Origin of the sequence: Pseudopedobacter saltans DSM 12145 (assembly GCF_000190735.1) — a bacterium.
Lineage (GTDB): Bacteria > Bacteroidota > Bacteroidia > Sphingobacteriales > Sphingobacteriaceae > Pseudopedobacter > Pseudopedobacter saltans.
The window spans coordinates 180,571-201,384 of the sequence record NC_015177.1 but is presented as its reverse complement, the minus strand read 5'-3'; the positions used below and the strand labels follow the sequence as shown (position 1 = coordinate 201,384).

Below are 20,814 nucleotides of genomic sequence, written 5' to 3'. Positions count from 1 at the left end.
CGGTGAACATTTATTACCAGTTACAATTAAATTCAACCTTTTAATCTTGCATCAAATACGAAACTCTCTAAGTTCACCAGCTTTACCTTTCCCATTGATGGATGAGCCGGATTAAGAAGGTAATTAAATTCATCATTAATAATAATAGATGGAACCTTACATAAAAAAAACTCAGCATCTTTAATAAACCTGTCCCCTATACTCCGGGTACAATTCTGATGGGGGATTTCCTTCCAGCCAGAAGGAAGCTTGTGTGCTTCAATTTCCAGAGTTTCTTCCATTGGCACATCGTAAGTGGCCATATAAAAATCTTCAGGCATTAAATCAAATGACAGATGAACCAATACTTCTAAAACAGCCAGTGATTTCGACGAAGTTAGATACACCATTGAAGTCCCCACATTATTCCATCTGCCACCGTTTAGTCTGGCTCCAGTACCACTTAAATCATCTGCATATTTTTTACGGGTCAATCTAAATAACAACATATTTAAGCGAAAATGCCATGCTCTATACGGCCAAGCTCTTCTTTAACTAAACTAAAACCAATAGAGGTATCCAATAGAGATACTGGGGTTTCATTCCTAAAAAATACTGAAGGCGTTTTCATCCAGGTTTTAAACCGCTCTAAAGAACCAAAAACCTCTTCGCCTTTCAGATACAACTTCGCCAATTCTATAGCTTTTTCAGAATATTCTGGCTTTACAAGTTCCTTTTCATCGAAACGTTGGAAAGTTCGCTCGGAAATGTGCATTACTTTAGCCAGCTCTTGAATAGGAAAAGATATTTTTTTTGCAAGTGCCAAAATAGCCTTCTTTGGAAGACCTTTTCTTGTAAGCTCCAACAAATCGAAATCAGACTTTATTTTCTGATGCATTCCCAACAGGCCACCCCCACCCAACATTCCTATAAATGCATTATTAGCAACATCCATTGCTGTGATGTATTCTGCTAAAGGCTCTTCTAATTGTTGCTTTTTCATTATTACGACATTTATCCACTAATATATGTATTTTTGTCATGAAAATAAAATTTCCCAACAATTTTTTAAATCAATTCCTATTCAACACAAGAGGCACAAAAATCAAATTTTTGTGCCTCTTACGCTTTATTAAAGAATATTTTCCTATTCTGCTATAATCAAAAAGTAGTTTTTCTTTCCTTTTTGAGCAACTATAAATTTATTATTTACCAGGTTAGCAGTACTAACAATCACGTCTGGTCCACCAACTTTTTCTCTGTTAATAGAAACACCTCCACCCTGGATCATTTTCTTAGCTTCCCCTTTAGATGGGAAAATCTGTGTTTTTTCTGCTAACAAACTCACCACATCCACACCTGAGTCAATAGCACTTCTGTCTACCTTAAACTGGGCAATTCCTTCGAAAACACCAATAACTTCCTCGTCCGATAAAGCGTTTAAAAACTCCAAAGAACCATTGCCAAATAAAAAGTCAGTAGTTTTCAAAGCAGTTTGTAAAGCCTGTTCGCCATGTACTCTTCTTGTGATATCTTCTGCCAAAGATTTTTGCAAAACACGTAAATGCGGAGCCTGGTCATGTTCAGCAATTAAAGCGTCAACTTCTTCCTTTGTCATAAAAGTGAAAATTTTGATGTAATTTTTCACATCCTCATCAGTTGCATTTAACCAAAACTGGTAGAATTGGTATGGGCTGGTACGCTTTGGATCTAACCAAATGTTTCCACCTTCGGTTTTACCAAATTTAGTACCATCCGCTTTCTTAATAAGCGGAGATGTTAAAGCAAATGCCTGGCCTTGTGCCTTTCTTCTAATAAATTCTGTACCGGTAACAATATTTCCCCATTGATCCGAACCGCCCATCTGCAACTTCACGTTTCGCTCTTTCCATAAATGGTAAAAATCAAAACCTTGAATCAACTGATAAGTAAATTCTGTAAATGACATCCCAACTTCACTTTCCAAACGTTTTTTTACAGAATCCTTAGCCATCATATAATTTACAGTGATGTGTTTCCCAGCATCTCTGATAAAATCTAAAAAACTATAATTTTTAAACCAATCGTAGTTATTTACTATTTCTGCACTATTTGCACCACAATCAAAATCTAAAAACTGTTCTAATTGCTTCTGAATACCTTTTAAGTTTTTTGCTAACTCCTCTTCAGAAAGTAAATTACGCTCCTGAGACTTACCCGTAGGGTCACCAATCATACCTGTTGCTCCTCCTACCAAAGCCAAAGGTTTATGTCCGGCTTGCTGGAATCTTACAAGCGTAAATATTTGAGAAAGACTGCCAACATGCAAAGACTCTGCAGTTGGGTCGAAACCGATGTATCCAGAGACCATTCCTTTAGAAAGTTCTTCCTCTGTTCCAGGCATAATATCTTGTATCAGCCCTCTCCAACGTAAATCTTCTACGAAATTCATCTCTTTAATTTTATTTGTTATATTGTAATTCGGCAAATATAAGAATAGATACTTATTGTTTTCAGTAGATTTAAAAAGAGCGAATGAACTTTCTTTCCCATTATTACTTCGATAAAAATGAATCAGACTCATACAAAGTTTTAGGAGCCGTTTTACCGGATTTGCTAAAAAATGCAAATAAAAACTGGAAGCTATTCCCCGAGAAAACTAGCGAAAAGTTATACCATAATTCAGAGCTGAAAGCTTTAATAACCGGATGGAAAAAACATCTGGCTGTAGATAAAATATTCCATAATACCTCTTCCTTTTTTTATCACCAGCATGAACTGAAGAATCATTTTACGACTATTCTGGCCGGAACGCCTATAAAACCTTTCTTCGTAGGTCATGTGGGCTACGAGCTTTGTCTGGACCACCTGTTATTAAAATACAAGACCATAGATATCAACAGGTTCTATAAACACTTAAAATCTATTGATTATAAAGCTATCGAAGAGTTTTTACGGATAAACGATATAGTGGAAACAGACATTTTCTTAAAATACTACTCCAGTTTTGTAAAAGAAGCTTATTTAGGAACCTATATTAAGCCAGAAAGTATCAGCTACGCATTAAAACGCATATGTATGCGAGTTTGGGCTACCCCTCTCAGCGATTATAAAAAAGAAGAAATGACAAAAGTTATCAGCAGCTATATTTCGCTTTTAGACGAAAATTTTATGTTTATCTTTGATGAGATAGAAGCCCTGCTAATCAATGAATAAAAAACTACTTTTTGCTTTTTTAATGTTACCAGGCGTAGTTTTTTCTCAAACCAGAAAATACTCCAACGAATTCTTACAAATTGGAGTAGGTTCCAGATCATTCGGCATGTCCGGCGCCGTAACTTCATCTGTAGACGACGTAACCGCAGGATACTGGAATCCCGCGGGATTAATGAATATGCGAACTCCTACTCAGGTAAGTTTAATGCATTCGGCTTACTTTTCTGGCATTGCCAAGTATGACTATGGCGGATTAGCTACTTTTGTAGCGGATAATACGGCGGTAGTTGGTGTTTCAGTCATTCGCTTTGGTGTAGATGATATACCAGACACATCTGAATTAATAGATGCAGACGGAAATATCAATTATGACAGAGTAAAGTCTTTCTCAGCAGCGGACTATGCATTCATGTTTAGCTACGCCCGTAATCATAAAAAAAGAAAGACAAACCAAGACGGACTTAGCTATGGAGGAAATGTAAAAATTGTCCATCGTAAGGTTGGTGAATTTGGCAAATCATGGGGTTTCGGAATTGATTTAGGGGCACAATACAAATTGAAAAATTTCATCTTTTCTGTTGTAGGAAAAGATATCACCACAACCTTTAACTCTTGGTCATACAATCAGGATAAATTTAGTACTGTTTACGACTACAACGAAGATAACATTCCAAAAAATGCAACCGAAATTACACTACCCCGGTTAGTTTTAGGTGCTTCTTATTACTCAAAATTCGGCGAAAATTTCGGGCTTACTACAGAAGCTAATTTTAGTTTCACGACAGATGGAAAAAGAAATGTATTAATTCCTGCAGATCCTGTAAGTATTGATCCGGTTGGGGGATTAGAAGCTAACTATAAAAAAGTAATTTATCTAAGAGGAGGAATTGGAAACATTCAAAAAACCAGCGATTTTGACGGAAAGCTTTCCTATAACATCCAACCTAACATGGGAGTTGGAATCCGATTAAAGAACTTTTCCATAGATTACGCTTTAACAAATATCGGAAACCAAAGTGATGCCATATATAGCAATGTATTTTCAATAAGGTTAGATTTTGAGAAAAAGAAATAATGATAAAAAACGAGAGATAGCTATCAAAGCAAAACATCTTAAAGCATACCTCGTTGATTGTCATGCCCGCATACTTAATACTTAATACTCGATACTAAAACAAACGAACCCTCATTCATGCAAACGACATCTTTAACAGACGAACAACCATTACAAAAAGTTATTATAACCGGAGCAAGTAGCGGCGTTGGATTTGAAGCTGCTATAGAATTAGCCATCAAAGGCCATGAAGTGATTGCTTTGGCCCGATCACAGGAGAAACTAACAAATCTGCATCAAATCGTTTATAGCCTGAATCCCGAAGCAAAGTTTTTCCCTATCGTTTTCGATATTGTAAATGATGAATATGCTGGGCTTGTCCAGTTTATACAACAAAGATGGGGCAAATTCAATATCCTTATCAATAATGCTGGTTCCCTGATCAGTAAACCGTTTAAAGAAACAACTGAATTTGATATGATAGAGATGTTTCAGTCCAATGTTCTAGGGCATTTCAGAATCACTCAGGAACTCCTTCCTTTTATCGAAAAACAAGGCCATATACTTAATATCGGCTCAATGGGTGGCTACATGGGAAGTGCTAAATTCCCTGGCCTTATCGCTTATTCGGCAAGTAAAGCTGCATTACATAATTTCACCGAATGCCTGGCACAGGAGTTAACCGACGAAGGAATCAAAGTGAATTGTCTGGCTTTAGGTTCAGCTCAAACAGAAATGTTGGAAAAAGCATTTCCCGGATATCAGTCCCCTGTTCAGGCTTTCGAGATGGGGAAATACATTGCAGATTTTGCAATAACAGGGGCCAAATTTTTCAATGGGAAGATAATTCCGGTCGCTGTTACCACTCCATAATTGAAATCTCTTTATATGGCAAGGATTTTGTGCCTTTTTAACAAAATCCGATATATGAGAATATTTAAACTATTTACAACCGTTCTTTTTTGTTATTTATTTTTTTCCTGTACAAATGACAAAAAAGAACGATCTGCATCCGACTCCATTTCAACCAACGAAAACGTTAAAGAAACTCCTCTAGATGTTTTAAGCGACATTCCCTGGACTGCAACCTTAGATTCTACTACCCAACAGTATACTATGGTCAGAAACGAACCCATAAAAGGTGAAGTGTTAGATATTACCAATGTACTGGAAGCAATCAATAGAAAGTATCCCGAAAACAAACTGGTATTTGAAAAACAAAACGCTGATACAGTCTTTGTAAAGGTTGAAAACGCAACTTATCTAACGCAGGCCAGTGGCTCTACAGGAGCCAGGGTATTTCTGGCAGAAAGCACTTACTCCTTAACAGAAATACCTTCCATAAGGGTCGTTTTTTTCAATTTCAAAATAGGCGACCATGCTACACCGGGAGCATATACCAGAAAAAACTTTGATTTTGATATGCCATAAATAAAAAAATCCCGAAGATGTTACCTTCGGGATTTAAATCATAGATTATTTAAAATTATTTCAATTTAGCTACCTCAGCCACCACTTTGGCCCTTGTACTATCACCAATAGGCGTTAAAGGTAAACGAACATAGTCCTCTATTATTCCCAATTCTTTCATGGCAGCTTTTACTCCGCAAGGATTACTTTCTACAAAACAAAGTCTCGTGAATTCCAGGAAACTACTATGCAAAGGTCTTGCAGCTTTAAAATCGCCATTTAAAGAAAGGCGAACCATCTCTGAAAATTTTACAGGAAACGCATTCCCAACCACGGAAATTACGCCAATTGCTCCCAAAGCAACCATTGGCAAAGTAATCGGATCATCACCTGAAATAAGTTCGAATCCTTCAGGTTTATCCGCCATAATTGCGTTAAACTGATCAAAACTTCCGCTTGCTTCTTTTGTAGCTATAATGTTTTTAAATTCCCTGGCCAGTCTGATCGTAGTTTCAGCAGACATACTTACACCTGTCCTTCCCGGAACATTATATAATATAATTGGCAATTTTGCGGCCTGTGCAATAGATTTATAATGCTGATAAATTCCTTCTTGCGTTGGCTTATTATAATAAGGTACAACAGACAAGATAGCCTCATAACCAACCATTTCAAACTGGTTCACTTCCGCTACCACCTCCGTTGTATTGTTACCACCTATACCGGCGACTAAAGGGATACGACCATTAACCCGTTCCGTAACAAACTTAAATACCTGTTTTTTCTCGTCTTTAGATAATGTTGCAGATTCCGCTGTAGTACCCAATACTACAATATATTCTACTTTTCCGTTTATTAAATGTTCTATTGTGGCAGCCAGTCCGTCAAAATCTATGCTCCCGTTTGCTTGAAAAGGCGTCACCATCGCTACGCCGGTTCCCAAAAATCTGCTCATTTTACTTTATCTAAATAATATCTTATCTCTCGGGAGAACTCCGTTATCCCCGCTTCGTTAGTTTCTATCATGAAATCAAAAAATGCTGCCTGTCTCGCATCATACGCTGCTATTTTAAACATCGATTTTGAAATCGCAGCGGTGTACATCAAAGGAAAACACAAATCCGTACAAAGATTTATTAAAATATCGAATTCTTTATTTACGAATCCTTTTATTTTCTCCCTGTCCGGAATATAATTCCATTTAATGTCTTCATTAGAAATCAAATCTATATTCTTACTTAGTTTTGATTTCAGGCTACTATCAAACAAAAAGCCTAAAAGTTTCACTTTTTTGTTTTCATTTTCAAGCGTTTTTGCAAACTGTTCCACCTCCGCCAATTCGCTTTCGTTCTTTATCGGAACAAGAATCGCTATATTCTCTGCCTCACTTAAAGAAACAGAATGACTTTGTCTCTTTAACTTCTTTAGTTCTTGCTTTAATCTAGCAAATCCAGAGCGTAATCTTAATTGATTGAAAATCTTTTTCATATTACCGGATTTTTTGTTTTTAATAAAACAGAACTTATCTCGTTTTATTATCCCAATAAGTTGAACAAGTCCTGTTCGCTTATAATTGGAATGTTAAGTTTGTTTGCCTTTTCCAATTTAGAAGGACCCATATTGTCTCCGGCTACAAGATAGTTTAATTTGGCGGAAATACTACTTAGCATCTTACCACCATTATCCTCTATAATCTTTTTAAGCTCTTCTCTACTATGGTTTTCAAAAACACCTGATATCAAAAAGGTTTGTCCCAACAAACTTTCACTTTGTAAAATTACTTCCTTTTCTTCAATTTCAAACTGTAAACCATATGTAATTAACTTATTTATTTCATTAATATGAGTTTCGTCTGAAAAATATTCTAAAATACTTTGCGCTATTCTTTCTCCAATTTCCTCTGCTTCTATCAATTGTTCGAAACTGGCATGTTGTAAATTCTGGATATTTTTAAAATGTAAAGCTAATTTTTTGGCTACCGTTTCGCCTACATATCTTATTCCCAAACCAAACAGCACTTTCTCAAAAGGCATCTGTTTAGAATTTTCAATACCCAATAACATATTGGTGACAGATTTTTCCCCAAACCGGTCCATTTGCTTCAAACTATCCTCATCTTGCTTAAGATTATAGATATCACTGATATGTCTAATGAATCCTTTAGAATATAAAGTTTCTATAGTTTCGTCTCCAATTCCATCAATATTCATTACCTTACGGCTAATGAAATGCTGCATTTTCCCTATAATTTGTGGCCTGCAACCTTCATCATTTGGGCAATAATGAACAGCTTCTCCCACTTTTCTAACCAGTTCAGTTCCACATTCCGGACAATGGGTGATATAATGAATTTTTTGTGCATCCGATTTCCGCTTATCTAAATTAACCCCCATTATTTTAGGAATAATTTCGCCTCCTTTTTCGACCAAAACGGTATCACCTTCGTAAAGATCCAAACGTTCAATTTCATTGGCATTATGGAGCGTAGCGCGTTTAACCGTTGTTCCCGCTAAAAGAACCGGTTTTAAGTTAGCCACAGGTGTCACTGCTCCTGTACGCCCAACCTGATAGGTTACTTCTATCAGTTCCGTTTCCACTTCCGCAGCCTTAAATTTATAGCTGATGGCCCAACGAGGAGATTTAGCTGTAAAACCAAGCTCTTCTTGTTGCGCATAACTATTCACTTTGATAACGATTCCGTCTATATCATAAGAAAGCTTAAAGCGTTCCTGATCCCAATAAGTAATGAAATCAAAAACCTCTGCTAAATTTTTACAAAGTTTGGACTCCTGTGAAATCTTAAATCCCCACTTTTCTACCGCATGTAAACTTTCCCAATGTGTAGGAAAAGGCTTTTTGTCAGCATATAAAAAATAAAGAAAACAATCTAACGGTCTTTTGGCTACTTCCGCAGAATTCTGCATTTTAACCGTCCCGGATGCAAAATTTCTGGGATTTGCAAAAGGCTGTTCACCATTTTCTATGCGCTCTTGATTTAGTTTCTCAAAAGCGGCTTTATGCATAAAAACTTCACCCCTTATTTCAAACGAAGGAAGAATTCCCTCGCCTTTTATACGATGAGGAATTGTCCTGATTGTCTTGATATTTGTCGTAACCTCATCTCCCTTAGTTCCGTCGCCACGTGTTACCGCTCTAATTAAATCCCCATTCTCGTAAGTAAGGCTGATAGATAAACCATCAAATTTCAGCTCACATACATACTCAAAATTATCACCTATAATCTTCCTTATCCTTTGGTCAAAATCAACCAAATCCTGTTCATTATAAGTATTGCCCAAAGAAAGCATGGGCCATTTATGAGTAACTGTTTTAAATGTTTTGGTAATTTCTCCCCCAACCTTTTGGGTGGGAGAATCTATACGAATAAATGCGGGATTTTCCTGCTCTAACTTCTCGAGTTCTTTAAGTTTCTGATCAAACTCATAGTCGGAAATAGTTGGCATGGCCAACTGATAATAGTTATAATTGTGCCGGTTCAGTTCGGTTACCAGCGCATCTATTTTCTCCTTTATTTCGAAAAGCGACATGCCAGCGAAGTTACTATTTTGCTGATAATTTTAAAAGAAGACAAAACTAAAAACAAAGGCTTAAAGCCCAATTTGCACCAGCATATGGCTGAATTTTTCTTCCTTATACGCCTGAAGCAATCCAGTTTCGGCAATCCGCTCTTTTCTAACCACTTTAACAGGAACTTTAACGTCAAACCTCTTTGAAAAAGGGGACACATTAAAAGATATTGTTTTTCTATCAACATAAGATGCCACTATTTTAGTGTCATTCCTATCGTTAAAAAGTTCAGAATTATCAAAACCCTTCTTAAAAAGATCTATCTCTTCTACTTTAGACGCACCAACTTTATTCATACAAACGTATAGCGACAGATCATCACAGAACTTTAAAATCCTTAGCTGATAGTCTAAAAAGTCTTTATGCACTTTTAGCTTTCCCATCAGGTGTTTTTGTCTCTGAATTTCCCTTTCATAAAAAGAACGGCCTATCTCGTCTGTCGAGTGTTGATAAAACGAGCTGTAATGTTTACTGCAAAGCAATGCAGAATAAGAGTTAACTCTATCTACCTGATCTATTCCGTTTTTATAAAAAGACACTTTTAACTCTTCAGGATAAGTGTTAAAATCGAAGGGCTTTTGCCTTAAATCATCCCAAATTGGTGCAGAATCCGGAACCTGCCATGCTCTGTCATGCTGGAATATAGCAAAACTTAAAGATTCATAGTGTTCGGCACTGACAAAATCCCTTTTCAACATCATAAACATCTCACCAGAAAGCGTTGCATGGTCATGCTGTGCGATAAGCGTAAAAGTATCTTTAGACTCCCTAACAATCATATTCCGATTTAACCCTATTTATATCACTTCCAATCCAGACCCTTTTTTATCTTTTTTGGTGTCTTTAATTAAATTGAAATGCAAAAGTCGACAATATTTTAAAAATTTCGAAAAATTAAAACGACAATATCTAAAATAAATTTGACTTAATACAAACACCACTAACAATAATGAAAAATATATTTCATTAACTTTGTAAAAAGTCCAGGATAAAATACAATAATTTTTATGAAAGCTAAAATATTTGGCATACCAAATTGTAATTCTGTAAAAAAGGCCAGAATATGGCTAAAAGAGCACAATATTGAGGAAGATTTCCATGATTTCAAAAAGAAAGGTGTAGACAAAAAAGAACTGGAGAAATGGGTTTCTGAATTTGGGTGGGAATCGGTTTTAAATAGAAAAGGTACTACATGGAGAAACCTCGACCAGGCGATAAAAGATAAAGTGACAGACGAAAAGTCTGCCATCAACCTTATGCTTGAAAATACAAGTGCTATTAAAAGACCTATTATCGAAAGTAAAAAAGGTAATACAATCGGTTTTGACGAGGAAAACCTTAAAACAACTCATTTATAATTTCGTTAAATAATGTTAAGGTCTTGATTTTTCAAAGAGTTTAATCCATTTTAGAATTATGAAGACAACAATCAATTTGCTATTCTTTATCCTAACCTCTTTTGTGGTTAAAGCACAGGAAAGCGCTTTAAAAGGGACGGCTTATGATGCAGACAGCCGGAATAAGCTGGGTTTAGTCTTTGTGAATAATCTTACTCAGAAAGAAGGCGAACACTCCAGACAAAAAGGAGACTTTTCGGTAAAGGCAGAAATTGGAGATTTAGTCGTATTTTCTTGTCCGGGGTATCTTAGTGATACGCTTATTGTTGAAGACCTTACTCCCAAAATGGTTTTATTAAGACCTGCTCTTATTGTATTAGATCAGGTAATCGTTACCGCACAGGGTAAAGCCCAGGATTTAAAAGAAGTATATTCTTCGGCATATTCTTCGGCATCAACCAGCATATTAAGTAAAAATGGCGAATTAAGCTTATACAATGCTTTTAGTACGCAGGCGAAACAAAAAAGAGCTTTCCAAAAGTTCATGGACGAAGAGTTGAACCAAAAAGTTATCGACCAGAAATTTAACCGCCAACTGGTAACTGATCTTACTAAAATCAGAGGACAGCTTCTGGAAGACTTTATGTCTTACTACAGACCAACCTATTCTCAGGTTGCTGCTATGAATGAATTCGAATTAAGATCTTATATCGTTAATTCTTATAACGAATACATTAAATTACCTGCAGAAGCAAGAATTTATCCTTCATTACCTAAAACTTCCTTTGGCGGGCTGAGGTAATTAAAGATACTTATTCATTAACGTTTCTATTATACCATCAACCATTCCCAGCCTTGGTACATAAACTTCGTTTATCTTTCCGTAATTCATAACATACAAAAAAATCTCACTGGCCGGGATAATAACATCGGCCCTATCTTTATTTAAACCCAATTTATCTATCCTTTCCTGTAGTGTATGAGATTTTAAATAGTCTGCTATCTCAGTAAGCCTGACTTTAGAAAGAGCAGTTCCATCGGGCACACCGGATAAACGAAACAATTTATTGATATTCCCGCCCGTTCCAATAGCACTTAATTTTAAATCCACTACATATTTTTCAAGCCAAAGCTTCATTCCCCTCCAGGTTTCCGCTCTATCCTGCCCATCTAAAATTCTAATTGTACCCAGATTAAAAGATTTCGAATAGTTTATTTTTCCCCGATGAAATAGAGATAGCTCCGTACTTCCTCCCCCTACATCAATATATAAATAGCTTTTGCTTTTATCCAGATGTTCTTCTGCATGACTTGCATAAATAATTGAGGCTTCTTTTGCACCGGCTACAATTTCTATTTTCATGCCGAGCTTTTTGTTCACCTTATCGATAATCTCTTGCCCATTCTTTGCTTCCCGCATAGCAGAAGTTGCACAAGCCATATATTCTTCCACTTCATGCACTTCCATAAGATTCTTAAAGGCCTGCATAGTTTTAAAGAAATCTTCTGCCTTAGATTTTGATAGCTTTTTATTCATGAATGAATCGTCTCCCAATCTAAGCGGTACCCTAATCAAAGATGTTTTCTTATATGTTCTATAAGAACCTTCCTTTTTCACTTCTGCAATCAGTAAACGAATTGCATTTGACCCTATGTCTATTGCTGCGTATTTCAATGACTATGTTTTGCTTTTAAATATTTGTAAGTATCCTGTTGCGAGCGGACTTTCAGTTTGGATCTATTTCTCTTATATCTGTTATTGTTTAAACTGTTAATCTCTCTGGCCTTTGTATTGTCGCTTAACTGAATATCAATGATATCCCTTATTTCTTCTTTTATTTCCTCATCATAAACCGGAAAACCAACTTCTATCCGACGATCCAGATTTCTGGTCATCAAATCCGCGGAAAGTAAATAGACTTTCTCCATCCCCCCGTTCCCAAAAACCCAGATTCTGGCATGTTCTAAAAATCTGTCTAAAATAGAGATCACCTCTATATTTTCACTAAATCCTTTCACTTTTGGCACCAAACTACACATCCCCCGTATAATCAGCTTAATTTTCACACTAGCATTACTTGCCTCATAGAGTTTTAAAATAGTCCTCTCGTCGTCTAAAGAGTTCATTTTAAGAATCATATAAGCCAACTTCCCCTTTTTGGCATTGGCTATTTCCGCATCGATCAATTTAAAAAACTTATCTCTTGTTTCAAAAGGAGATACAATCAGGTTTTTATACCCGCCGGATAGCTTATTAGATTCTATAGCCTTAAATAACTGACTTAATTCCAGCGTTATCTTTTTATTTGCCGTAAACAAACTATGATCACCATAAACTTTTGCAGATGATTCATTAAAATTTCCGGTGGACAAGGTAGCATAATAAACCTTTTGCCCCTTTTCTATCCGGGTTACCAAACATATTTTACTATGGACCTTATAATCCGGAATTCCATAGCTAACATTTACCCCTTCTTCCTCCAGCCTTCTTGCCCAAAAAATATTCGCTTCTTCATCAAAACGGGCCTGCAGTTCTACCAAACAATAAACTCTCTTTCCATTTCTGGAAGCGTTAATTAGCGCGTTAATGATTTTAGAGTTTTCCGCTAAACGGTACAACGTGATCTGAATTTCTGTAACCTTTGGATCTATAGCGGCCTCACGCAAAAAATGAATAATATAGTCGAAAGACTGATAAGGAAGGTTTACCAGAAAATCTCTCTTTTTCACACGCTCGATAATACCGCTATTATAGCTTAGTCCGAAAACAGGCAGAGAAGGTAAAGTTTCATATTCCAAATCGGACCTTCCCACATTCGGAAACTTAATAAAATCCCTAAAATTCTGATATCTGTTGCCGGGAATCAAACTTTCAGCCTTCAGATTCAACTGCCTGATAATGATATCCAGCATATCTTGTGGCATTTCCGAATCGTATAGCAATCGCATCGGCTTACCTTTTTTCCGCTTCTGAAGACTCTTACTCAAAGCCTCGACAAATTTATCGCTTACTTTATTATCAAGCTCAAACTCCGCATCCCTGGTGACTTGAATACCATAGCATTCTATTTGATCATACTCGAAAGAGAAGAATATATCCTCCAGATTATATCGTATAATATCATCTATGAGAATTATAAACTTCAATGCATTGGTATCTGGTAAAACCAAAAACCTATTCAGTGATTTCGGTACTTCAATAAGTGCATATTTAGACTTACTTCCTACTTTGCTAATTCTAATAAAAAAATACAGGTATTGTTCCTTCAGTTCCGGAAAAGGAAGTTTTTCTGTCAAAATCAAAGGAACTATTGCAGACAGAATCTTCTCTCTGAAAAAATCACGAACAAAAGCCCCCCTGCTAACGTTTAGTTGCTTTTCATTCAGAATAAATATCCTATTTTCGGCTAACTCAGTTATAATCTCCGTATACAGAGTATTAAACTTCTGCTCATGCTTGACAACAATTCTCTTTATTTCTTTAAGAATCCTTTTAGGATTATAGCCCAGCTCTTCTTTAGTCCTGCTACTTATATCTGCAAGACGATTAAGAGTAGCGACCCTCACCCTATAAAACTCATCCAGATTCGAAGAAAATATTGCAAGAAACCTTATCCGTTCTATCAACGGGACAGTTTTGTCTGCTGCTTCCTGCAATACTCTGTTATTGAAATATAACCAACTGATCTCCCTATTTAGTAAAGGCGCCTTATTATCGCTCATCTATTATTTGAAATTAAAAAGCAAATAAGGGAAACTTATGTTTAATTTCCGTTAAGTGTTTTTTGTTGATGCAATAGAATTATCATTTTTCACTTCCTCAGCTTTAGGCTCGTTTACTTTTTGCGGAGTCGCTGTTTTCACTTCCTCAACTGCGGGTGTCGATTTTGGCTTGGCCGGGGCCACTCTCTTTACTGGTGTTGACTGTTTTGAACTATCTGTACTTCCTTTTGTAGCAGCTGGTTTAGAAACGGCCGTTTTTGCTGGAGTTGCCCTGGCAGGACTTGCTTTTGCAGCGGTCGTAGTTTTTTTAGGCGCAGCTGTTGTGTTAGTCTTTTTAGCCATACTCGCCGGAGAAGTAGCTTTTGGCGTTTCGGCTTTCATAGGCTGATTTACCGCTGGCACCGAAGTGATCGCACTTTCTGCTTTTTGAGGAGTTTTTTTTGCAGTAGCCGCTGCTGGCGATTTCGGCTTATTTTCAGTAACGGACTTCAGCTTATTTTCCTGGACACTTGCAGGTTTGCTTTCTACACTTTCCAGAACTTTCACCTTTGGTTCTTTAGCTGTTTGGCTCTTTTTCTCTTTTATTTTTTTAGCCTTAGTTTCGTCCCTTTTTGCCTTTTTATCTTTCTTTTTACTATCTTTTTTTTCTGTCAGTTTAGATGCTAACATTTTACTAACAGACTTTAAATCAGATGTTATTTCTTTCGCATCATGCCCTAAACTTTTTATAAAATCAGACATTTTTGTACGTAAGCTTTTTTCTAATTTACCTTTAGATTTTACTTTTTTTTGCTCTTTTCCTTTTTTCGTTTTCATAGTATTTTTTTATTGGTCCATTTAAAGCTATATTTAAAAAATTGAAATACCAAACTTCACATCATGCCTTCTTTTGATATAGTAAGTAAAATTGACAGTCAAACATTAGACAACTCAATCAACAACGCTAAAAAAGAGATTTTGAATCGATATGATTTCAATGACTCTAAAAGCACTATCGATCTGGATAAAAAATCCAATTCGCTGACAATCGTTACTGAAAATGATATGCGTCTGAAAGCTATTATAGATTCTATTATTTCCAGAATGATGAAGCAAAATCTGGACCCAAATTCTTTAGACCTTGAAAAGCCATTTTACAGTGTTTCCGGTAATCTAATCAGAAAAGATATAGCTGTAAAAGAAGGAATTGATAAAGAAACGGCAAAAAAAATCGTAAAAAAAATCAAGGATTCAGGCTTAAAAGTACAAGCTTCTATTATGGACGATCAGGTTCGTGTTCAAGGAAAAAAAATAGACGATTTACAATCCGTTATACAACTATGCAGGTCTGAAAACTTCGGGCAACCGCTGCAATTTATCAACATGAGAAATTAATAAAAGGAAACGAATCATAAGTACCACTTGTCAGGCTGAGCGGAGTTCCTTTCTAGCACCAGCCTTTGGGTTATGGCTGAGCTAAGACTTGACTTGTGGTTATACTCAATGGCCAAAGCCACTTCACTCCAATCCATCCCCGAAGGCCATAGCGCTTGAATTAGATCAATTTATTAACCTTCAATATATACAAAAACATAAGAATTTATCCCTGTTTACTTAGTTATTTTCTTAAAAATCATTATATTTACCTGAATTCGCCTAAAAACAACCTCAAAAAAGATTTTACAACTCCACCTATCGTCCATATATGATCCACCTTTTATCCACATATACCGCACTGTATCTGGTCTATTCCTTTAATCATCCTATAGCTATTCCATTACTATACCTCCATAGTGGTTACCATCGTTTAACTGGCCTACCAAATCTTGAAGATCAACTGTTAAATAACTTCTCCCTGTTATTTGGGTATTACCGTAATGAATATTTTGTTCCCCCTGTAGCAAAAAACCCGGGATTTCCTCCCGGGGTCAAACATTATAAATCACAACAACCAAAAATCTTATTATTTCCAGCCGCCGCCCAGAGCCTTATACACATTCACCGTGGCCATTAACTGATTTTTCTTCGTTTCTATCAATTCTAATTTTGCTTCCAAAGCATCGCGCTGGGTCATCAAAACCTCAAAATAATCTGCATGTGCAGACCTAAAAAGGTCATTAGATATTTCTATAGACTGTGACAATACATTTACCTGCTGCGATTTTAAATCGTAAGCTTTCTCCAGATTTGAGATAGAAGATAGACGATTTGCAACTTCCAGATAGGCATTTAAAACAGTCCGCTCGTAATTATAAAGTGCTTGTATCTGTCTGGCATTTGCATTGGCGAACTCGGCTTTAATAGCGCCTCTATTAATTATTGGAGTAGCTAAATCTCCTGCAATAGCATACAACATAGACTCAGGTAAAGTAAACAGATAAGATGGTTTAAACGCCTGCAAGCCTAAACCTGCAGAAATCCCTAAAGACGGATAAAACTCTGCCCTTGCTACTTTTACATCCAACTTTGCCGCCTTCAACTCTTGTTCAGCCTGTTGTATATCCGGCCTGTTTGCCAGTAGCTGAGAAGGTATTCCATTTTTCACTGCCAAAGGAGACAAACCTGTAAAATCAGCCCTGTTTCGTTCTATAGTTTTAGGGTATCTACCTAATAACAAATTTAAGCGATTTTCCGTCTCAACAATCTGTTGCCTGATATCAAACTCCATTGAACTGGTTTTTAAAACCTCGGCATTGAATTTCTTAACCGCCAGTTCATTGGTTCTGCCAGCATCTTTTTGAGCTTTTACCACCCGAAGTGCGTCGGTCTGAATTTTCACATTCTCTCTCACTATGCCCAACTGACTGTCTAAAGCCAATAGCTCATAATAAGTATTTGCTACTTCAGCAATCAGATTAGTCAGCACGAAATTCCTTCCTTCTATAGTCGCCAGATAACGGCTCAATGCAGCTTTCTTTGCATCATGAAGCTTCTTCCAGATATCTACTTCCCAATTTGCGTTTGCCATAATTCCAAAATCTGCCAGCGGGTCAGGAACTGGCTTTCCTTCCGTCATGTCCGTAGAAGCATCTCCGGCTCCCTGACTCGTATATCTCCCAACCTTTTCCAAACCGACTCCTACTTTTACACCCACACTTGGAAAAATCTGACTGTTTTTAATTCTGGCCTCGTTTCTCGCGATCTCAATCTCCTGCAAAGTTATTTGTAGCTCCTGGTTATTACGGATTGCGGTATCGATAAGCCTCACCAGATAAGGATCGGTAAAAAACTGCTGCCATTTTAAATTGGCAGAACTAAGCGAATCCTGTAAAGTATCATATGTTTTAGGCAAAGCAATATTGGCATTTTGCTCAGTCAACTTTGGCACCTTACACCCTACAATGGCTAAACCGGTAAAAAGCAGCCAGCTTAATCTTTTACATATAAACATGATGATCTATTTCTTCTGTTAATGGATTTTCTTCCTCATCTTTTATCAATTGTCTCTTTTCGGCTATTCGCCCGAAAATGTAGTATAGTCCCGGGATAAGAACTACACCGAAAATAGTCCCGAAAAGCATTCCTCCGGCTGCCGCGGTACCAATTGTTCTGTTACCTAAAGCTCCGGGACCCGAAGCAAAAACCAATGGAATTAGTCCGGCAATAAATGCAAAAGAGGTCATCAGGATTGGTCTGAAACGGACTTTAGCTCCTTCCAATGCCGCCGACCGAACGGAATATCCCGCCCGATGCTTCTGAACGGCAAACTCGACTATCAACACAGCGTTTTTACCCAGTAAGCCGATTAACATCACCAGCGCCACCTGCGCATAGATATTATTTTCGAGACCGAACAATTTCAATAGCAGAAAGGCGCCGAAAATACCAGCTGGCAAAGACAATATAACGGATAGAGGAAGAATAAAACTTTCGTATTGAGCAGCCAGGATTAAATAGACAAAGCCCAAACAGATCAGGAAGATATAAATAGCCTGATTTCCGCGACCAACTTCGTCCTTAGAAATACCTGCCCAATCTATTCCATAACCTCGTGGCAAAGTTTCTTTAGCAACTTCATTAATCACCTTGATAGCCTCGCCGCTACTATACCCCGGTGCCGCAGAACCGCTTATCTCCGAAGCATTATAAAGGTTATGTCTTGTGATTTCCGACAGACCATACACCTTTTCCATTTTCATAAAAGCCGAAAACGGAACCATTTGATCCTTATCATTTTTCACATATAACTTCAGTATATCCTCCGGCAAAGCCCTGTATTCAGGTGAAGCCTGAACCATCACTTTATACTGACGCCCGAACTTGATAAAATTGGTTTCGTAATTACTACCAACCAAAGTCGAAAGCGTATTCATGGCATTATCTATGGTCACACCTTTTTGCTGCGCGATATCATTATCAATCTTCAACATGTATTGGGGGAAACTCGCACTATAGAAAGTAAAAACAGAGGTCAGCTCAGGTCTTTTATTCAAAGCCCTCACAAATTCCTTACTCACTTCTTCCATTTTTTTATAATCGTTCTTGCCCTCTTTATCCAGTAACCTCAACTCAAAACCTCCGGCCGCTCCATATCCCGGTACTGCAGGTGGTTGAAAAAATTCTATTGAAGCACCTGGTATTCCCTTAGCTTTCTCTTCCAGTTGTTCGATAACTTCCTGGGCATTCTCCTTACGTTCAGACCAGTCCTTTAAGTTGATCAAACAAGTACCCGTATTAGCCGAAGTACCTTCTGTTAAGATTTCATAGCCCGCTAAAGAAGATACTGATTGTACTCCATCGATATCCTCGGCTGCCTTTTGTAATGTTTCAGCAACTTTATTGGTTCTTTCCAGAGACGAACCCGGCGGCGTTTGAATAATGGCATAAATCATTCCCTGATCTTCATTAGGGATAAAACCGGTTGGCACACTATTGTTCAAAAAATAAACCCCAACACAGAAAGTCAGCAATATGGCCGAAGTAAGAGACTTTTTGTTTACCATTTTTCCCAAAACTCTTTGGTAACGTCCCGAAAGCTTATCGAATTTATGGTTAAACCCATCAATAAACCTATTTAAAACGGTTTTCTTTCTGTGTCTGCCATGATTGTTTTTCAGCATGATCGCACACAAAGCCGGTGTCAATGTCAAAGCAACTATCCCCGAAAGTACAATGGAAGTAGCCATGGTTATAGCAAACTGCCGATAGAAAATCCCCACCGGACCAGACATGAACGCTACCGGCACAAATACAGCAGCCATTAAAAAGGTAATGGCAACAATAGCCCCGCTAATTTCATGCATGGCCTTCTTTGTCGCCTTCAAAACAGAAATATTTTCCAATTCCATTTTCGCATGCACCGCCTCAACCACCACAATAGCATCATCGACGACTATACCAATGGCTAGAACCAGAGCGAATAAAGTAATCAGGTTAATAGTTATCCCGAAAAACTGCATAAAGAAAAAAGTACCTATCAGCGAAACCGGTACCGCAATCGTGGGAATCAAAGTTGACCTCCAATCTCCTAAGAATAGAAATACAACTATACCTACTAGTATAAACGCTTCCACCAGGGTATGGACAACCTTTTCCATAGAAGCATCCAAGAATTTGGATACGTCATAACTAATTTCGTACTTCATTCCTTTTGGAAAACTAGCTTCCAACTCTTTCATCTTCGCCTTGATATCCTTTATCACCTGGCTGGCATTACTACCATATGATTGTTTCAACACAATAGCCGCTGATGACTTATTGTTAAGAGTGGAATACAAATCATAAAGTGTACTTCCAAATTCAATTTTGGCAACGTCTTTTAACCGCAACAGCTCGCCATTAGCACTGGATCTTAAAACAATATTTTCATATCCTTCCTTAGTTGTAAAACGCCCCGGATATTTCAATACGTATTCAAAAGCTTGCGAACGTTTTCCTGAAGACTCGCCGGTTTTTCCTGGTGAAGCTTCTAAGCTTTGTTCGCCAAGTGCTTTCATCACCTCTTCTGCCGAGATTTTATAAGCCAGCATCCGATCCGGCTTTAACCAGATACGCATGGCATATTCCCTGTTACCGAGAATATCGGCCATTCCCACGCCATCTACCCTTTTCAACTCAGGTAACACATTGATATCTGCATAGTTGTATAAGAAGTTTCCGTTTAAACTAGTGTCCTTACTATAAAGGTTCACATACATCAACATATTAGACTCTTCTCTGGTAACCTTTACCCCTTCGCGCACAACAATTGGAGGAAGTTTATTTACAACCGAAGCCACCCTGTTTTGGACGTTCAGCGAAGCTTGATTAGGATCGGTGCCTAAATTAAACACAACCTGAATAGTAGCTTCACCATCATTACCCGCATCAGAAGCCATATATTTCATTCCCGGCACACCATTTAAAGCTTGCTCTAAAGGAATGATTACTGATTTAATCATCAATTCCCCATTTGCACCAGGATATTCCGCAGTGATATTCACTTTTGGAGGTGAAATAGATGGAAATTGAGTAATAGGAAGCTGTACCGCTGCTAATACGCCTAAGAAGACTATAATAAGCGATATCACAATAGACAACACCGGTCTATGTATAAATTTATTAAACATG

19 protein-coding genes are annotated in these 20,814 nt (G+C 37.3%); 7 read left to right on the top strand and 12 right to left on the bottom strand.

What is annotated here, in order from left to right; translation table 11 throughout:
* Positions 1 to 32: 32 nt before the first annotated feature.
* The 3 genes from PEDSA_RS00810 to tyrS all read right to left on the bottom strand — a co-directional run bounded on the left by PEDSA_RS00810 (position 33) and on the right by tyrS (position 2,410).
* Entirely contained in the window at positions 33 to 488 is a 456-nt protein-coding gene (locus PEDSA_RS00810) for an RES family NAD+ phosphorylase (protein WP_013631250.1), read from the bottom strand.
* Positions 489 to 490: 2 nt separating this feature from the next.
* A complete protein-coding gene (gene parS / locus PEDSA_RS00805; protein ID WP_013631249.1) occupies positions 491 to 982 on the bottom strand; it encodes a type II RES/Xre toxin-antitoxin system antitoxin in 492 nt (163 codons plus the stop codon).
* Between the two features lie 144 nt (positions 983 to 1,126).
* Positions 1,127 to 2,410 carry a tyrosine--tRNA ligase gene (gene tyrS / locus PEDSA_RS00800; RefSeq protein ID WP_013631248.1) on the bottom strand — a complete coding sequence of 428 codons (1,284 nt, stop codon included), beginning with the start codon at positions 2,408 to 2,410 and terminating at the stop codon, positions 1,127 to 1,129.
* Between the two features lie 83 nt (positions 2,411 to 2,493).
* On the opposite strand from tyrS, the gene PEDSA_RS00795 reads away from it, so the two are divergent.
* The 4 genes from PEDSA_RS00795 to PEDSA_RS00780 all read left to right on the top strand — a co-directional run bounded on the left by PEDSA_RS00795 (position 2,494) and on the right by PEDSA_RS00780 (position 5,659).
* A complete protein-coding gene (locus tag PEDSA_RS00795; RefSeq protein ID WP_013631247.1) occupies positions 2,494 to 3,174 on the top strand; it encodes a hypothetical protein in 681 nt (226 codons plus the stop codon).
* Positions 3,167 to 4,249, top strand: coding sequence for a putative type IX sorting system protein PorV2 (locus PEDSA_RS00790; protein ID WP_013631246.1), 1,083 nt, complete (start codon positions 3,167 to 3,169; stop codon positions 4,247 to 4,249). The genes PEDSA_RS00795 and PEDSA_RS00790 overlap by 8 nt, the downstream gene beginning before the upstream one ends.
* A gap of 117 nt (positions 4,250 to 4,366) precedes the next feature.
* Positions 4,367 to 5,101: an SDR family NAD(P)-dependent oxidoreductase gene (locus PEDSA_RS00785; protein ID WP_013631245.1), complete on the top strand. Its 735-nt coding sequence runs from the start codon at positions 4,367 to 4,369 to the stop codon at positions 5,099 to 5,101.
* A gap of 54 nt (positions 5,102 to 5,155) precedes the next feature.
* On the top strand, positions 5,156 to 5,659 hold the full coding sequence (locus PEDSA_RS00780) for a hypothetical protein (protein ID WP_013631244.1): 504 nt from the start codon (positions 5,156 to 5,158) through the stop codon (positions 5,657 to 5,659).
* Between the two features lie 55 nt (positions 5,660 to 5,714).
* Here the strand turns inward: PEDSA_RS00780 and dapA are convergent, their stop codons facing one another.
* The 4 genes from dapA to PEDSA_RS00760 are packed head-to-tail and all read right to left on the bottom strand — an operon-like array spanning position 5,715 to position 10,005.
* A complete protein-coding gene (gene dapA, locus PEDSA_RS00775) occupies positions 5,715 to 6,593 on the bottom strand; it encodes a 4-hydroxy-tetrahydrodipicolinate synthase (RefSeq protein ID WP_013631243.1) in 879 nt (292 codons plus the stop codon).
* Complete coding sequence (locus PEDSA_RS00770) at positions 6,590 to 7,126, bottom strand: DUF6913 domain-containing protein (RefSeq protein WP_013631242.1); 537 nt, start codon at positions 7,124 to 7,126, stop codon at positions 6,590 to 6,592. The genes dapA and PEDSA_RS00770 overlap by 4 nt, the downstream gene beginning before the upstream one ends.
* Positions 7,127 to 7,173: 47 nt before the next feature.
* The gene (ligA, locus tag PEDSA_RS00765) at positions 7,174 to 9,186 is read right to left on the bottom strand and encodes an NAD-dependent DNA ligase LigA (protein ID WP_013631241.1); all 2,013 of its coding nucleotides are present in this window, start codon (positions 9,184 to 9,186) and stop codon (positions 7,174 to 7,176) included.
* Between the two features lie 60 nt (positions 9,187 to 9,246).
* Positions 9,247 to 10,005 carry a DUF3891 family protein gene (locus tag PEDSA_RS00760; RefSeq protein WP_013631240.1) on the bottom strand — a complete coding sequence of 253 codons (759 nt, stop codon included), beginning with the start codon at positions 10,003 to 10,005 and terminating at the stop codon, positions 9,247 to 9,249.
* 228 nt (positions 10,006 to 10,233) lie between these two features.
* Between PEDSA_RS00760 and PEDSA_RS00755 the strand changes: the two genes are divergently transcribed.
* Both PEDSA_RS00755 and PEDSA_RS00750 read left to right on the top strand, forming a co-directional pair.
* Positions 10,234 to 10,584, top strand: coding sequence for a Spx/MgsR family RNA polymerase-binding regulatory protein (locus PEDSA_RS00755; RefSeq protein WP_013631239.1), 351 nt, complete (start codon positions 10,234 to 10,236; stop codon positions 10,582 to 10,584).
* A 58-nt stretch (positions 10,585 to 10,642) separates the two neighbouring features.
* The gene (locus tag PEDSA_RS00750; protein ID WP_013631238.1) at positions 10,643 to 11,365 is read left to right on the top strand and encodes a hypothetical protein; all 723 of its coding nucleotides are present in this window, start codon (positions 10,643 to 10,645) and stop codon (positions 11,363 to 11,365) included.
* Here the strand turns inward: PEDSA_RS00750 and PEDSA_RS00745 are convergent, their stop codons facing one another.
* The 3 genes from PEDSA_RS00745 to PEDSA_RS00735 are packed head-to-tail and all read right to left on the bottom strand — an operon-like array spanning position 11,366 to position 15,102.
* A complete protein-coding gene (locus PEDSA_RS00745) occupies positions 11,366 to 12,238 on the bottom strand; it encodes a Ppx/GppA phosphatase family protein (protein ID WP_013631237.1) in 873 nt (290 codons plus the stop codon). It lies immediately after the preceding gene.
* Complete coding sequence (ppk1, locus tag PEDSA_RS00740; protein WP_013631236.1) at positions 12,235 to 14,286, bottom strand: polyphosphate kinase 1; 2,052 nt, start codon at positions 14,284 to 14,286, stop codon at positions 12,235 to 12,237. Before ppk1 ends, PEDSA_RS00745 begins: the two co-directional genes overlap by 4 nt.
* A gap of 51 nt (positions 14,287 to 14,337) precedes the next feature.
* Positions 14,338 to 15,102, bottom strand: coding sequence for a hypothetical protein (locus PEDSA_RS00735; protein WP_013631235.1), 765 nt, complete (start codon positions 15,100 to 15,102; stop codon positions 14,338 to 14,340).
* Between the two features lie 63 nt (positions 15,103 to 15,165).
* Here PEDSA_RS00735 and PEDSA_RS00730 point away from each other — a divergent pair, with 63 nt between their 5' ends.
* Positions 15,166 to 15,660 (top strand): YajQ family cyclic di-GMP-binding protein, encoded by a 495-nt coding sequence (locus tag PEDSA_RS00730; protein WP_013631234.1) that lies wholly within the window; start codon positions 15,166 to 15,168, stop codon positions 15,658 to 15,660.
* A 568-nt stretch (positions 15,661 to 16,228) separates the two neighbouring features.
* Here PEDSA_RS00730 and PEDSA_RS00725 read toward each other — a convergent pair.
* Together PEDSA_RS00725 and PEDSA_RS00720 are read right to left on the bottom strand one after the other, a co-directional pair.
* Entirely contained in the window at positions 16,229 to 17,656 is a 1,428-nt protein-coding gene (locus tag PEDSA_RS00725; RefSeq protein WP_013631233.1) for a TolC family protein, read from the bottom strand.
* Positions 17,643 to 20,813: an efflux RND transporter permease subunit gene (locus PEDSA_RS00720; RefSeq protein WP_013631232.1), complete on the bottom strand. Its 3,171-nt coding sequence runs from the start codon at positions 20,811 to 20,813 to the stop codon at positions 17,643 to 17,645. Before PEDSA_RS00720 ends, PEDSA_RS00725 begins: the two co-directional genes overlap by 14 nt.
* Position 20,814: the final 1 nt, after the last annotated feature.

Excerpts from the sequence above, each read along its gene's own strand:
- PEDSA_RS00810 (WP_013631250.1), bottom strand. The coding sequence starts at position 488 with ATGTTGTTATTTAGATTGACCCGTAAAAAATATGCAGATGATTTAAGT.
- parS (WP_013631249.1), bottom strand. The coding sequence starts at position 982 with ATGAAAAAGCAACAATTAGAAGAGCCTTTAGCAGAATACATCACAGCA.
- tyrS (WP_013631248.1), bottom strand. The coding sequence starts at position 2,410 with ATGAATTTCGTAGAAGATTTACGTTGGAGAGGGCTGATACAAGATATT.
- PEDSA_RS00795 (WP_013631247.1), top strand. The coding sequence starts at position 2,494 with ATGAACTTTCTTTCCCATTATTACTTCGATAAAAATGAATCAGACTCA.
- PEDSA_RS00790 (WP_013631246.1), top strand. The coding sequence starts at position 3,167 with ATGAATAAAAAACTACTTTTTGCTTTTTTAATGTTACCAGGCGTAGTT.
- PEDSA_RS00785 (WP_013631245.1), top strand. The coding sequence starts at position 4,367 with ATGCAAACGACATCTTTAACAGACGAACAACCATTACAAAAAGTTATT.
- PEDSA_RS00780 (WP_013631244.1), top strand. The coding sequence starts at position 5,156 with ATGAGAATATTTAAACTATTTACAACCGTTCTTTTTTGTTATTTATTT.
- dapA (WP_013631243.1), bottom strand. The coding sequence starts at position 6,593 with ATGAGCAGATTTTTGGGAACCGGCGTAGCGATGGTGACGCCTTTTCAA.
- PEDSA_RS00770 (WP_013631242.1), bottom strand. The coding sequence starts at position 7,126 with ATGAAAAAGATTTTCAATCAATTAAGATTACGCTCTGGATTTGCTAGA.
- ligA (WP_013631241.1), bottom strand. The coding sequence starts at position 9,186 with ATGTCGCTTTTCGAAATAAAGGAGAAAATAGATGCGCTGGTAACCGAA.
- PEDSA_RS00760 (WP_013631240.1), bottom strand. The coding sequence starts at position 10,005 with ATGATTGTTAGGGAGTCTAAAGATACTTTTACGCTTATCGCACAGCAT.
- PEDSA_RS00755 (WP_013631239.1), top strand. The coding sequence starts at position 10,234 with ATGAAAGCTAAAATATTTGGCATACCAAATTGTAATTCTGTAAAAAAG.
- PEDSA_RS00750 (WP_013631238.1), top strand. The coding sequence starts at position 10,643 with ATGAAGACAACAATCAATTTGCTATTCTTTATCCTAACCTCTTTTGTG.
- ppk1 (WP_013631236.1), bottom strand. The coding sequence starts at position 14,286 with ATGAGCGATAATAAGGCGCCTTTACTAAATAGGGAGATCAGTTGGTTA.
- PEDSA_RS00735 (WP_013631235.1), bottom strand. The coding sequence starts at position 15,102 with ATGAAAACGAAAAAAGGAAAAGAGCAAAAAAAAGTAAAATCTAAAGGT.
- PEDSA_RS00730 (WP_013631234.1), top strand. The coding sequence starts at position 15,166 with ATGCCTTCTTTTGATATAGTAAGTAAAATTGACAGTCAAACATTAGAC.
- PEDSA_RS00725 (WP_013631233.1), bottom strand. The coding sequence starts at position 17,656 with ATGTTTATATGTAAAAGATTAAGCTGGCTGCTTTTTACCGGTTTAGCC.
- PEDSA_RS00720 (WP_013631232.1), bottom strand. The coding sequence starts at position 20,813 with ATGTTTAATAAATTTATACATAGACCGGTGTTGTCTATTGTGATATCG.